At 68.8% G+C, this 12814-nt stretch carries 11 protein-coding genes; 2 read left to right on the forward strand and 9 right to left on the reverse strand.

From position 1 onward, the window contains the following. Window positions 1–29: 29 nt before the first annotated feature. The 4 genes from QNO06_RS01980 to QNO06_RS01995 form a co-directional block, all read right to left on the reverse strand. A complete protein-coding gene (locus tag QNO06_RS01980) occupies window positions 30–947 on the reverse strand; it encodes a serine/threonine-protein kinase (protein WP_227913112.1) in 918 nt (305 codons plus the stop codon). A gap of 116 nt (window positions 948–1063) precedes the next feature. After that, window positions 1064–1612 (reverse strand): MarR family winged helix-turn-helix transcriptional regulator, encoded by a 549-nt coding sequence (locus QNO06_RS01985; protein WP_227913113.1) that lies wholly within the window; start codon window positions 1610–1612, stop codon window positions 1064–1066. A gap of 157 nt (window positions 1613–1769) precedes the next feature. Further along, a complete protein-coding gene (locus QNO06_RS01990; RefSeq protein ID WP_227913114.1) occupies window positions 1770–2162 on the reverse strand; it encodes a GNAT family N-acetyltransferase in 393 nt (130 codons plus the stop codon). 4 nt (window positions 2163–2166) lie between these two features. Next, window positions 2167–2763, reverse strand: coding sequence for a LysE/ArgO family amino acid transporter (locus QNO06_RS01995; protein WP_227913115.1), 597 nt, complete (start codon window positions 2761–2763; stop codon window positions 2167–2169). Window positions 2764–2832: 69 nt separating this feature from the next. On the opposite strand from QNO06_RS01995, the gene QNO06_RS02000 reads away from it, so the two are divergent. Continuing rightward, the gene (locus QNO06_RS02000) at window positions 2833–3699 is read left to right on the forward strand and encodes a LysR family transcriptional regulator ArgP (RefSeq protein ID WP_227913116.1); all 867 of its coding nucleotides are present in this window, start codon (window positions 2833–2835) and stop codon (window positions 3697–3699) included. A 5-nt stretch (window positions 3700–3704) separates the two neighbouring features. Here QNO06_RS02000 and QNO06_RS02005 read toward each other — a convergent pair whose 3' ends face one another. The 4 genes from QNO06_RS02005 to QNO06_RS02020 all read right to left on the reverse strand — a co-directional run bounded on the left by QNO06_RS02005 (window position 3705) and on the right by QNO06_RS02020 (window position 10849). Then, window positions 3705–4502: an Fpg/Nei family DNA glycosylase gene (locus QNO06_RS02005; protein WP_227913117.1), complete on the reverse strand. Its 798-nt coding sequence runs from the start codon at window positions 4500–4502 to the stop codon at window positions 3705–3707. Between the two features lie 35 nt (window positions 4503–4537). Next, the gene (locus QNO06_RS02010) at window positions 4538–9436 is read right to left on the reverse strand and encodes an ATP-dependent helicase (RefSeq protein ID WP_227913118.1); all 4899 of its coding nucleotides are present in this window, start codon (window positions 9434–9436) and stop codon (window positions 4538–4540) included. A gap of 68 nt (window positions 9437–9504) precedes the next feature. Continuing rightward, window positions 9505–10164 carry a DUF4232 domain-containing protein gene (locus tag QNO06_RS02015; RefSeq protein WP_227913119.1) on the reverse strand — a complete coding sequence of 220 codons (660 nt, stop codon included), beginning with the start codon at window positions 10162–10164 and terminating at the stop codon, window positions 9505–9507. A 112-nt stretch (window positions 10165–10276) separates the two neighbouring features. Then, window positions 10277–10849, reverse strand: coding sequence for a TetR/AcrR family transcriptional regulator (locus tag QNO06_RS02020; RefSeq protein ID WP_269437405.1), 573 nt, complete (start codon window positions 10847–10849; stop codon window positions 10277–10279). 46 nt (window positions 10850–10895) lie between these two features. On the opposite strand from QNO06_RS02020, the gene QNO06_RS02025 reads away from it, so the two are divergent. Beyond that, entirely contained in the window at window positions 10896–11951 is a 1056-nt protein-coding gene (locus tag QNO06_RS02025; protein WP_227913120.1) for an NAD(P)-dependent alcohol dehydrogenase, read from the forward strand. 68 nt (window positions 11952–12019) lie between these two features. On the opposite strand, the gene QNO06_RS02030 is transcribed toward QNO06_RS02025, so the two are convergent. Beyond that, the gene (locus tag QNO06_RS02030) at window positions 12020–12748 is read right to left on the reverse strand and encodes a YcnI family copper-binding membrane protein (protein ID WP_227913121.1); all 729 of its coding nucleotides are present in this window, start codon (window positions 12746–12748) and stop codon (window positions 12020–12022) included. Window positions 12749–12814 lie beyond the last annotated feature (66 nt).

Here is a 12814-nt window from a genome sequence, read left to right on the forward strand (position 1 = left end):
ATGACCGGTTCGCAGCCGGCGACCGCGGTTCAGGCGGCGTTGAGGTCCATGTCCCGGAATCCTGCCGGGGCGTCCTCAAACAGAGCCGACAGGGCGCGCCGGCACTGCTCCGCCGTCGGGCGTTCCTGCGGGGACAGTGCGGTCATAGCGGTGAGGAGTGACCGCCACCCGGCGGGCAGCGTTGACGGAATCTCCGGTGCCCGGACGGTCCGGGCCACCATGGATTCAACCTGCGGCAGGTCAAATGCCCGCCGCCCGGCCAGCGCTTCCAGCAGTACCAGGCCCAGCGAGTAGATGTCCGTGGCGGGGGTTAGCCGGGAACCGGTGACCTGCTCCGGGCTCATGTACGGCAAGCTGCCGTAGGACGAAGCGCTGCGGGCAGGCAGGAGCGTGCTGACGGCGGTGCCGAGGTCGGCGACTTTCGCGCCGGTTCCGGGGGCCAGCAGGATGTTCGAGGGTTTGATGTCGCGGTGGAGATAATCCGCGGCGTGGATAGCGGCCAGGCCCTCCGTAAGGTCGGTGCCAAGCTGTGCGGCGGCCGCGGGCGGCAGCGCACCGCTCCCGGCGAGGTGCTGGCGGAGGTTGGGTCCCGGCACCAGTTCAAGGACCAGGAACGGCGTCTGCACTCCGGTCACGGGATGCCCGACGGTTCCGGTGGCAATCACCTGGATTACCCGCGGACTGCGCACCGCTGTGAGGGCTTCGGCCTCGCGTGCGGCTTCACGGCCCGACGGCGAGTGGCCCAGCGGAGCGGAATAGATCTTCACGGCAACTTTGTCCAGGGTTGCCAGATCGGTGGCCCGCCATACATAGGCGGCCGTACCGCGGCCGATCGGCTCATCCAGGCAGAAGCGGCCCTCAATGAGTACGTGGGGGCTGAATCCGGAGGTATCCGTCCGCGGCAGGGACGGTGCCTGGGACAGGTGTCCGGGCGCGCTTCTCGCCATGCTTCCCCCGATACTTTAGTTAGCCTGTCTAGCTAGTAGCTGAGCTAACCATAAATGGGCGTGCGAGTGGTGTCCAGCTGTCCAGCGGCACGTGGCGGTGCGGACTACCTGGATAGCTACTGGGCGGTACCGGCGGCCTCGGCGGAACCGTCCGGAGCGGGTTCGCCGGGTGTCCCGCCCAGAGCCTGCCGGAGCCGGTCCATAAACCGGATCACGGTATCGGCTTCCTCCGGGGATAGTTCTGCAGCTGCCTGCAGCATCCGCCCGTGCATGTCGCCTACGGTCTGCCGGACTTCTGTGTCGGAGACCTCGGTGGGGACAATTTCCCAGGCCCGGCGGTCATTGGGGCGGGCGCGCCGGCGCACATAGCCGCCCTTCTCGAGCCGGTCGATCAGTGCCGTGGTGGAGGCGGTGGAAATGCCCAGCAGCCGGCTCAGGTCCTTCGGGCCAAGACTCCCGCCGGACTGCCGGGCCTGCATGAGGTGGCGCATGGCCAGCAGGTCATTCTCGTTCATCCCCATGGAGTCCTGGGTGTGCCGGCGGACCCGGGTTTCCGCTGCCCGGTAGCTGCGCACTGCATCCAAAACGTCCCGGGCCCGGGGGTGTTCCGGGTCCGGCGAATACCAGTACCCGTTGCGTTCGGGGTCCTGCTGCGGGGTGTCCATTCGAATAATCCTAGCCCTGCTGGAAGGTAGCCCGCCTAGGGATCGCTGCGACACATTTCGGTTGTCCTGCCGCTTTGCGTTTCTGCTGCCGGTTTGAACCGGCAGCAGAAACGTGACTGGGCAGCAGGAACGTGAGCCGGCAGCAGGTTCGCCGCAGCTACAGGGTCAGGGCCATGCCCAGTGAATCCGGGGCGACTTCGCGGAATCCGTGCCGGGCGTAGAGGCGGCGCCCCGGAGGATCGGCCATGAGCGTGACCCATGCCCCGGCGGGTGCCTCGGCGCGGATGGTTTCCAGCAATGCCGTGAGTACGCGGTCGCCCAGGCCCTGCCGCTGGTGCCCGGGCAGGACGGCCATGTCTGCGATAAGGAAATACCAGCCGCCGTCACCGACCACCCGTCCCATGGCCACCGGCTGTCCCGTTTCGGCTTCCACGATGTGAGCCGCGGCCCAGCTGCCGGCAAGGGCCGCTGCTGCCTGGTCCGGCCGCTTAGGTGTCAAACCGGACTCGGTGCGCAGCCGCAGATAAGCGTCCACCGGTGGCGTCGACATAATGTCAGCGCAGGAGCAGGAGCACGGCCAGCGCCAGCATCACAATGCCGATCAACACGTCAAGGATCTGCCAGGTGCGGGGGCTGCTGAGGAACTTCGCCAGCGACCGGGCGCCGTAGCCCAGGGCCGAAAACCACAGGACGCTGCCGGCCACTGCCCCGGCCGCGAAGATCCAGCGGCCGCTGGTGCCGTATTGGTTGCCAAGGCTGCCCAGAAACACCACCGTGTCCAGATAAACGTGCGGATTCAGGTAGGTCAGGGCCAGCGCGGTGCTGACCACCGATCCGCGGGAACGGGGTTCCTGTGCGCCGAGCGAGGACGGCTTCAGTGCCGAGCGGATGGATCGGATGCCGAACCAGGCCAGATAGGCGGCGCCGGCCCAGCGCAGCAAATCCAGTGCCTGCGGGAACCGGGAGACCAGTGCACCGATACCGGCTGTGCCGCCCAGGATCAGGATGGCATCACTGAGCGCGCACAGCAGCACCACCGTGCCGATGTGTTCCCGCCGGATGCCCTGCCGCAGCACAAAGGCGTTCTGCGCGCCGATAGCCACGATGAGTCCAAGGCCGGTGACCATGCCGGTTGCCGCGATGCTCCACATATGTTCACCGTAACCAGCACGCTGAATTCAGGCCAACGAATTATTCTTCGGATGCATTAGCTTTGCTTCATGAACCTCGAGCAACTACGGGCCCTGACCGCCGTCGTGGACGAAGGAACCTTCGAAGCGGCTGCCGAGCGCCTCCATATCAGTCCGTCAGCGGTCAGCCAGCGGATCAAGGCCCTGGAGAATGCGGAGGGGCAAATCATGGTCCGGCGCGGCATTCCATGTACTCCGACCGAGGCGGGGGCGGTCCTGCTCCGGATGGCGCGGCAGATACAGCTGCTGGAATCCGAGGCCCGGACGGCACTATCCACAGGCGCCGGAGCCGGAACGTCGACGCCGGTGGCCGTTAACGCTGATTCACTTGCCACCTGGTTCCGGCCGGTCCTCTCCGAAGCTGCCGCGTGGACGGACGGCACGCTGGAACTGCAGGTAGAGGACCAGGACCACAGTGCCCGGCTCCTGCGCAGCGGCGACGTCATTGGTGCCGTCACTGCCGATCCCGTGCCGGTCAACGGCTGCAGGGCCGAGCTGCTGGGCGCCATGCGGTATCTCCCGGTGGCCACGCCGGCCCTGCGGCAGCAATACACCGGGGCGGACGGGGTCAGCTGGGACACCATGCCCGTGGTTCGCTTTAACTCCAAGGATGACCTGCAGGGGCGGTTCCTGGCGGCCCGCGGCGTCACCGGCCTTCCGCCGCGGCACACCATCCCGTCTTCGGAGGCGTTCCTGGCCGCGGTCCGCGCGGGGCTGGGCTGGGGCATGCTGCCGGAACTGCAGTTGGGTTCGGACCTCGACGACGGAACGCTGGTGCTGCTGGACGGGAGCGCCTACGAGGATGTGCAGCTGTACTGGCAGGCCTGGAAGCTCGATTCGGAACGCCTGCGCCGCATCAGTGCCGCCATCCGGCAGGCCGCCGCCCGGCTGCGGTAGAAGACCTAACCCCGCAGCGGCTGGCAGTGCGGGCAGTAGTACAGGTCCCGGAGTTCCAGTTCGTTGTCGCCGAGCAGTTCGTGGGCCACCTTGGTGCCGCAGCGCAGGCACCCCCGCCGTTCCCGGTTATACACCCAAAGCTGGTCCCGCCCCATGGCGCCGGTGGTGATCCGGCGGGGGCGGGCTTTATTGACCTCTAGAAGCCGCTTGGACAGGTCCACCAGCCGCGGCAGGTCCGGCACGTCGGAGACCGGGGTCAGCGGGTGGACGCCGGCCAGGAAACACAGTTCGCACCGGTAAATGTTGCCGATCCCGGCCATGATGCGCTGGTCCAGCAGCGCCAGGCCGATGGGCCGCTCCGGCTCGGCCCGCAGCCGGCGCAGCGCCTCCTGAGCGTCCCAGTCCGGACCCAGCAGATCGGGACCGAGGTAGCCGACGGCGTCCTCCTCATCCTTGCGGGCCAGCACCCGCAGGAAACCGAGGTCGAACCCGACCACCTGGTGCGTGGCGGTTTCCAGGACGGCGCGCGCCTTGAAGGCCGGACGCCGCCACTTCTCGCCTCGGGCGTAGACGTGCCAGAGCCCTTCCATTTTCAGGTGCGAATGCAGGATCCAGCCATCCACCGGATCGCCGCCGCGGATCAGCAGGTGCTTGCCGCGGGACACCACGTCCTGCACCGTGTCGCCGGTGAAGTCCGTGGTGGCGAATTTCGGCACGCGAATATCGCAACGGGTCAGCTCCTGGCCGGCCAAAACGGCGTTGAGGTCCCGGGCTGCCCGCCAGATGGTATCGCCCTCAGGCACGTCCCCTCCGTTCGCCGCGGACGGTGCCGCACATCTCAGACACGGTACCGCAGGCCTTTGGGGGTGGTGTAAAAACCGGCGGCGGTCAGCGCCCGGGCGGCCTCGGTGTCCAGGATGTCGGCGCCGTTGACCTTCTCAATGGCCATTTTCTCCGCAGCGCCGCGCCGGATAATCCGGACCAGGGCGGCGGCGGATAGTTCCAGCACCGCCGGATCCTCCGTGAAGGTCAGCAGGGTCTTGCCGCCGCGCTCGGCGTACAGCGCCAGGTCCCCGTCGACCAGGACCACCAGCGCGCCGGCCTTCCGGCCGGGCCGGTGCCCGCCCTCCAGAGCCGGCCAGGGCAGGGCCGCGCCGTAGGGGTTGGCGGGGTCGGTGGCGGCCAGGGCGACGGCGGTGGGCTCGGGCTGCTTCAGCTGCGCGTCTTCGGAGAAGGAGCGCAGCCGGTCCACCGTGGCCGGGACCGCAAACTGCGCGGCCCCGAGCTGTTCAATGAAGTAGCCGCGCCGGCAGCGGCCCATCTCCTCCAGCCGGGCCAGCACCCGGTAGAGCAGGGCGAAGCCGCCGGCCGTACCCTCGCTGGCAACGGAGCCGCGGGTGACCACACCGTAGCGGTCCAGCATCAGCTCCGCCGTGGCATGGGCGTGCAGGGTAGTGTCGGTTTCCACCGCCGGCAGCATGCTCCACCGACCCGCCACCATGGGCGGGGCGTTGCGCAGCGTGGCGGCCGCGGTGCCGCCGCCGGCCAGCCGCAGGGAGTTGCCGGTCAATGAAGCGCCCGGCGCCCGGCCCAGCCGACCCATCCGGGCGGTACGGGCGCGCGGGGTAGCGGCCCGCTGCTTGTGCGCTGTTTTCCCTCCGGAGAGCAGGGAGCGCACCGGGGTGAAGGTGTCGTTGCTGATCCGTCCGGCCCAGACCAGCTCCCACAGCGCGGACACCACATTGGCATCGGTTTCCGCGGGACCGTTTCCGGCCAGGCCGTCGCTGAGCTGGCGGAAGAAATACGCGCCGCCGTTGCCCAAGACCTCCAGCAGCCGCAGGTGCAGGGCGCCCGGCTCGAAGTCCGGGGACGGGGCAAGAGTCAGGGGAGCGTTTTCGGCCAAGTGCAGGGAAATCCAGCCGTCGTTGCCGGGCAGGGAGCCGCTGCCGGACCAGATCACTTCGCCGGTGGCGGTCAGTTCATCCAGCATGGCCGGCGCATAGTCCCGCACCCGGGAGCCCAGGATCAGCGGTTCCCACGCCGACGCCGGGATGGGCACCCCGGAGAGCTGGTCAATAACGGTGGCCACGCCGTCGAGCCCGCGCAGCCCGGAACCCACGTTCTGCCAGGCCGGCAGGAACCGTCCGTAGGTGGCCGGGTCCACCGGTTCCACTTCGGAGCGCAGCGCCGCCAGCGAGCTGCGCCGCAGCCGCCGCAGCACCTCCACGTCACACCATTCGGTGCCGCCGGGCGCGCCGGGCACTGTGACGGTGACCGGGGGAGTGGAGTCCACGCCGTCGTTCGCGTCCAGCAGCAGGGTTTCCGCGGGGCGGAACTCGCCCTCGGCCACCCGGCCTTCACCGGCCAGGCGCTGCAGGGTGCCGGTGACGACGGCGACGCCCAGTCCCAGCCGGGCCGCCGCCTCCGCCGCGGTGAAGGGCCCGTGCGTGCGGGCGTAGCGGCCCACCAGGTCACCGAGCGGATCGGCCACCGGCTCGATGAAGGCCAGCGGCACACCCATGGGCAGCGGGACGCCCAGGGCGTCGCGGAGCCGGGCGGCGTCTTCGATGGCGGCGTAGCGGGCGGTGCCGGCCATACCGATCCGCAGCGCGCGGTTGGCGCGGACCAGCTGGTCCAGCAGCTCTTCCGCGTAGTCCTGGGATGCTGGTTCCGGTGCGGTGCCCTCCGGTGCGGGTTCGGCCGGCTGCAGCCTTGCGGCGACCTCGGGGACGGAGAGCGGGCCGAGCAGGCGCAGCAGATCGGCCACGCCTTCGAGCCCGCGGACCTTCCGGTCCGGTGCCAGGCGCTGCAGCTCCTGCTCGATGCGGCTGATGATCCGTGCATCCAGCAGCTCGCGCAGTTCGGCCCGGCCCAGCAGTTCATTGAGCAGCGTGGGGTCCAGCGACAGGGCCGCGGCCCGCCGTTCGGCCAGCGGGGAATCACCCTCGTAGAGGAAGGCCCCCACGTAGCCGAACAGCAGCGAGCGGGCGAACGGCGACGGCGAGGGCGTGGTGGTTTCCACCAGGCGGATCTCGCGGCGCTCGATGCCGGACGCAATGTCCTTCAAAGCCGGCAGATCGTAGACATCCTGCAGGCATTCGCGCACCGTTTCGAGCACGATGGGGAACGTAGGGTACTTTTTGGCGACATCCAGCAGCTGCGCCGAGCGCTGCCGCTGCTGCCACAGCGGGGTGCGCTTGGAGGGGTTCTGCCGCGGCAGCAGCAGGGCGCGGGCCGCGCATTCGCGGAAGCGGGAGGCGAACAGGGCGGAGCCGCCCACCTCGGCGGTAACGATGGAGTCCAGTTCCTCTGGGTCGAACAGGAACAGTTCGGCGCCGGGCGGTTCGTCTTCCATCAGCGGCACCCGCAGCACAATGCCGTCGTCGGAGGCCATCGCGGAGCCGTCCAGTCCGTAGCGGGCGTGCAGCCGCGCGCCCACGGCCAGCGCCCAGGGCGCGTGGACCGGCATGCCGTAGGGGCTGTGGAGGACGACCCGCCAGTCGCCGAGTTCATCGTGGAAGCGTTCCACCACCAGGGACTTGTCATTGGGGACCACATCGGTGGCCTGCTGCTGCTCGCGCAGATAGGTGATGAGGTTCCCGGCCGCCCACTCGTCCAGTCCGACGGCGGCCAGCCGTTCGCGGGCGGCGTCGTCGTCGGAGCCGGCCATCTCGCGCACAAACGCGCCCAGTGCCCGGCCCAGTTCCACCGGCCGGCCCAGGGAGTCCCCGCGCCAGAACGGCAGTTTGCCCGGCTGGCCGAAGGCGGGGGAGACCAGGACCCGGTCATGGGTGATGTCTTCGATCCGCCAGCTGGTGGCGCCCAGGGCGAAGATGTCCCCCACCCGGGATTCGTAGACCATTTCCTCGTCGAGTTCGCCGACCCGGCGGCTGTTCTTGCCCTCGGAATCGCCCACCAGGTAGACGCCGAAGAGTCCGCGGTCCGGGATGGTGCCGCCGGAGGTCACGGCCAGGCGCTGGGCTCCGGGCCGCCCGGTGATGGTCCCCTCGGTGCGGTCCCAGACGATCCGCGGGCGCAGTTCGGCGAATTCGTCCGACGGGTAGCGGCCGGAGAGCAGGTCCAGGGTGGCATCGAACGCAGAGCGCGGCAGGCCGGCAAACGGTGCCGAATTGCGGACGACGTCGAACCATTCCTCCACGTCGATGGAGCCCAGGGCGGCGGCGGCCACGGTCTGCTGGGCGAGGATGTCCAGCGGATTGGCCGGAATGGACAGCGGTTCGATCTGCCCGGCCAGCATCCGTTCGGCGGTGACAGCGGAATTGAGCAGGTCACCGCGGTGCTTGGGGAACATCACGCCCTGGGAAATTTCCCCGACCTGGTGCCCGGCACGGCCCACCCGCTGCAGCCCGCTGGCCACCGAGGGCGGGGACTCGACCTGCACCACCAGGTCCACCGCACCCATGTCGATGCCCAGTTCCAGGGAACTGGTGGCCACCACGCAGCGCAGCCGGCCGGATTTTAGGTCATCTTCAATCAGGGCGCGCTGATCCTTGGACACGGAGCCGTGGTGGGCGCGGGCGAGCAGGGGAGTGTCGTCCTCCACCGCCAGGTCTGCGCGGCGCAGCACGGACACTCCGGCCTGCGCCATGATCTGGGCCGGCGGGCGGGATGTCCCGGGTCCGACGGCCGGCACCGGCGCGGCGTCGTCGGTCCCGGTGGCCGCGGTTGCCGCTTCGAGCCGGAAGGCATGGATCTCGTTGAGCCGGGCGGTCAGCCGTTCGGCGAGGCGCCGGGAGTTGGCGAAGACGATGGTGGAGCGGTTGGCCTCAATGAGGTCGACAATCTTCTCCTCCACATGCGGCCAGATGCTCGCCTGCGGGGCGTAGCCGCCCTCCGCGGTGTCTTCGGCGGCCGGAGCCCCGCCGAGGTCCGTCATGTCCTCCACCGGGACGGTGACGGTGAGGTTCCAGTTCTTCTTGGATTCGGGCGCCACAATCCGCACCGGCGCGTTGCCGCCCAGGAAGCGGGCCACGGTTTCGTGCGGTTCCACGGTGGCGGAGAGCCCGATCCGCTGCACGGGCTTTTCAAGCATGGCGTCCAGCCGGGCCAGGGTCACGGCCAGGTGTGCGCCGCGCTTGGTGCCGGCCACGGCGTGGACCTCGTCCACAATGACGGTTTCCACCTCGGCCAGGGTTTCCCGGGCCTGGGAGGTGAGCATCAGGAAGAGGGATTCAGGGGTGGTGATGAGGATGTCCGGCGGCCGGGTCAGCAGCGCGCGGCGCTCATTCTGCGGGGTGTCGCCGGAGCGGACGCCCACAGTGATGGACGGCGCGGGCAGGCCCAGCCGCTTGGCGGTCTGCGTGATGCCGATCAGCGGGGAACGCAGGTTTCGTTCCACGTCCACGCCCAGGGCCTTCAACGGGGAAATGTACAGGACCTTTGTTTTGCGTTTCGGTTCCTTGGCGCGCCGGGAGCCGGACGCCTTTCCGGCCGCAGGCAGGGGAATGTCCAGAGTGGGATCCGCCGGCGTGGTCTGCGCGGCAGCGGCAATGAAGCTGTCGAGCGCCCACAGGAAAGCGGCCAGCGTCTTTCCGGAGCCGGTGGGGGCTACCACCAGGGCATTGGCGCCTTCGCTGACCGCATCCCAGGCGCCCAGCTGGGCGGGGGTGGGCGCAGCGAAGGCACCCTCAAACCATTCCCGGGTGGCGGGGGTGAATTTGCCGAGCACGGACCGGGCCTGCCGGGAAAGGGCCTGCACCGAGGACGCCGATGTCATGCCACTATTCTTCCCCACACCGCTGACAGTTTTCCCGCAGCCGGCCAGGTTTGGCTGCAGGCCGAATATCAGCGGGCCTGCAGTGCGCCTACCTGCAGCAGTTCAATGTCACCGTTCAGGCACCCCGTGGAGGGGTAGGCGACGGTCAGGGACGTGGTGTCCTCCGGCGGGTACACCAGCAGGGAAGCGGTGTCCTGTACCTGGCATTCACCGTATTTCTGGGCCACGGTTTCGCGCAGTTCCGCAGCGGCGGACTGGCCGGGCTCCAGCGTCACGGGGGCCGTGGCAACATCATCGACCCGCCCGGCGGCAGCCCCGACCTGCTGGCCCGCAGCATCCAGGTAGGAGACGCCGGGGTAACCCATCATGGTGCAGGCGCCCCCGCCGGACGTATTGGTCAGCACCAGGGCACGTGCCACCCCGCCGGCAGACGCGCCGCCGGGGATGTCTTCCACCGTTCCGCTGAGCATGTCAGCGGTGCACAGCGCCGGTCCCGTCGCAGCCGCCCCGCCGGTGCCGGCAGGAGAGGTTGCCGGAGCGGGCGTGGCGCCAACAGTCGGTGTCGCGCTTGCAGAGGGTGAGGACGACGACGCCGCGTCGCCGCCGCCGTCGTCATCCCGGGATCCGCAGCCGGCCAGCGCGGAGCCGGAAAGGGCCAGCAGGGCCAGGAGGGACAGTGCCCGGCGGGAGGCGGAGGCGGGACGGGAGGCGGCGTTTCGGCTGTTCATGCTCTCACCCTGTCCCTGCGGCCGGGGCGCGTCAATCCGCCCCGCTGGGCGGGGCGGAAAGACGCATAACCGTTACGGGCATACGCGGCCGTCGGGCGGCCCGCGCTGACGATTACGGAACGCACAGGCCGGATTTCACCACGGCGGCCAGCGCTGCCCGGCGCCTCTGATGGACGTGGGCGGGATCCCCTCCGCCGGCGACAGCGGTGATTGAAGCCTGAGCCCAAGTGGAGGCCATTGAAATCAGGAGCGACCAGACATCCTCCACCTCGATATCCGAACGGATTCCCCCCGTTCGTTGCTCTTGCTCGATGTCGCGCAGGTGTGCCGCATCATTCTCCTGCAGTCCGGGGTATAGATAGCCCGCGGATTCACGTTCGAGGCGCTTCCAGGCAATCAGCCGGACAAGCGCCGGATCTGCGACATAGTCGTCATACAAGCGCACCGCATAGCCGGCAAGGTCATGCGCAGTAAACGGAACCCGGTTGCTGTTGGCTAGCACGTGCGAGGTGAATACTGCCTCGAACAGTTGCTCCTTGGAGCCGAAATAGGCGTACAGCATGGGCTTGCTAGCCCCGGATGCGGCGGCGATCCGGTCTACCCTGGCTCCGGCGATGCCCCGGACAGCAAATTCCTCGGTTGCTGCATGGAGGATGCGGCGGCGGGTTTCCTCAGCGTTTGGCATGGGAAGAGTATATCTTTACTACCAACTAGTAGGTAGTGTGGCGGGAATGGAAACCATAGCCCTTCAGGCATTTACTCCCGGCGGTCCTTTGCAGACGGCTGTTATCCGGCGCCGTCCCTTGCGCGACGACGATGTAGACATCCGGATTACCTTCTGCGGGGTCTGCCATTCAGACCTTCACGCCCTGCACGCGGGTGCCGGGGGCACCTATCCGCTGGTGCCGGGACACGAGTTCATCGGGGAAGTAGCAGCGGTCGGTCCCGCCGTGACGCGGTTCGCACCGGGGGACACGGTGGCAGTAGGCAATATCGTTGACTCCTGCGGGGCCTGCAGGATGTGCCGGGCCGGGCAGGAGAACTTCTGCGAGGAATTTCCGACTTTGACGTACGGCGGGCAGGACCGCGTGGACGGGAGCACAACCGCGGGCGCGTACGCCGGGCGGTACGTGGCCCGGGAAAACTTCGTTTATGCGCTGCCCGACGGACTTGATCCAGCCGGTGCCGCACCGCTGATGTGCGCCGGGGTGACCGTGTGGGAGCCGCTTCGGGCAGCCGGTGTTGGGCCCGGTACCAGACTCGGTGTCGTCGGACTGGGCGGCCTCGGGCACCTCGCCGTGCGGCTGGGCCGGGCGCTTGGAGCAGAGGTTACGGTCTTTACCACCACCCCGGCCAAGGCTGCAGATGCCCGGGCCCTGGGTGCCGGGAAGGTAATAGTTTCAACCGATGCGCGGGCCATGCAGGAGAGCCGGGGCACTCTCGACGTCGTCCTGGATACGGTGGCTGTTGAGCATGACCTGGTTCCGTACCTGAGGACGCTGGACCTCGACGGCATCCTGTACTCCCTCGGCTATCTCGGCTCGTTCACCCTGGCCACTACGGATCTACTGATCGGGCGGAAGCGGTTGGCTTCGGCGGGGAGCGGGGGACACCGGCGCACACGTGAGTTATTGGACTTCTGTGCCCGGCACGGCATTGTTGCCGACGTTGAGACCCTTCCGTGGAAGGAGGCGGACCTCGCCTTGGAGAGGCTGGCGCGGAACGATGTCCGCTACCGTTTCGTGCTGGACCTCCGCGGCATAGATGAAGGTCTGGACCGCAAGTAACAGCGATACCCGTCCCTGCTCAGTGCTGGGACGGGCATCGCTGTGAGCAAACCCTGGAATTCAGTGCGCTAGGCCTTGCTGCGGCCCCGGGTACGGACCAGTGCAGTGACGCCGGCGGCCAGGCCGAGCAGGCCGGCACCCAGACCCACGTAGCCTGCGGTCTGCGCGGCTTCGACGTCGCCGTCATCATCGTCCCGGTCCGTCGACGACGCCGGTGCGCCCGGGTTGTGCCCGTCGCCGTGGTCGCCGTGGTCGTCGTCGTCATCGGCCTCGGTGACGGTGAGGGCCGGGGCGGGGGAGTCCAGGTCGTGGGCGGTCTGGCCCTCGGCCGGCACCTGCGCCCAATCTGTTTGGCCTTCCGCGCAGGTCTGCAGCACGGGGAACGCCAGTGTGGTGCCCTCTTCCTCGGGCAGGGTGACGCTGAGCGTGAAGGTGTCCCGGACGCCGTCGGCGAGCGGCTGCTGGGCGGTGTACACAATGGCGCTGGTCCGGGAACTGACCTGCGACCCGTTGGGCAGGGTGCGCGGTTCGGGCAGTTCCTCGGTGACCTTCTTGACGTCCCAGCCTGCGTGGGCGGTGGGGGTGGCATCGGTCAGCTCATCGGGCAGCGTGAAGGTCAGGGCCGTGGTGGGGGAGCCTTCGCAGCCGTGCGAGAGGTCGAACGTCAGCAGCGCCGTCTCGCCGGCAGCGGTGGTGTCCGGGGTGATGTGGACGTGGGCGGCAGCCGGGCCCAGGCCAAGGGCCATCAGGGCGGCAGTGCCGCCGGCAGCGAGGAGGGCAGAAGTGGAGGTACGCATGGGAAAACCTTTCAATGGCGCGCAGGCGCCGGGGGCCGCGGGGCGGCACGGAAGAAGAAAAAGGGA

It is taken from the genome of Arthrobacter sp. zg-Y20 (assembly GCF_030142075.1).
Taxonomy (GTDB): domain Bacteria; phylum Actinomycetota; class Actinomycetes; order Actinomycetales; family Micrococcaceae; genus Arthrobacter_B.

Bases quoted from the DNA above. Each gene is read 5' to 3' on its own strand.
- QNO06_RS01980 (WP_227913112.1), bottom strand. From the start codon at position 947: ATGGCGAGAAGCGCGCCCGGACACCTGTCCCAGGCACCGTCCCTGCCG.
- QNO06_RS01985 (WP_227913113.1), bottom strand. From the start codon at position 1,612: ATGGACACCCCGCAGCAGGACCCCGAACGCAACGGGTACTGGTATTCG.
- QNO06_RS01990 (WP_227913114.1), bottom strand. From the start codon at position 2,162: ATGTCGACGCCACCGGTGGACGCTTATCTGCGGCTGCGCACCGAGTCC.
- QNO06_RS01995 (WP_227913115.1), bottom strand. From the start codon at position 2,763: ATGTGGAGCATCGCGGCAACCGGCATGGTCACCGGCCTTGGACTCATC.
- QNO06_RS02000 (WP_227913116.1), top strand. From the start codon at position 2,833: ATGAACCTCGAGCAACTACGGGCCCTGACCGCCGTCGTGGACGAAGGA.
- QNO06_RS02010 (WP_227913118.1), bottom strand. From the start codon at position 9,436: ATGACATCGGCGTCCTCGGTGCAGGCCCTTTCCCGGCAGGCCCGGTCC.
- QNO06_RS02015 (WP_227913119.1), bottom strand. From the start codon at position 10,164: ATGAACAGCCGAAACGCCGCCTCCCGTCCCGCCTCCGCCTCCCGCCGG.
- QNO06_RS02020 (WP_269437405.1), bottom strand. From the start codon at position 10,849: ATGCCAAACGCTGAGGAAACCCGCCGCCGCATCCTCCATGCAGCAACC.
- QNO06_RS02025 (WP_227913120.1), top strand. From the start codon at position 10,896: ATGGAAACCATAGCCCTTCAGGCATTTACTCCCGGCGGTCCTTTGCAG.
- QNO06_RS02030 (WP_227913121.1), bottom strand. From the start codon at position 12,748: ATGCGTACCTCCACTTCTGCCCTCCTCGCTGCCGGCGGCACTGCCGCC.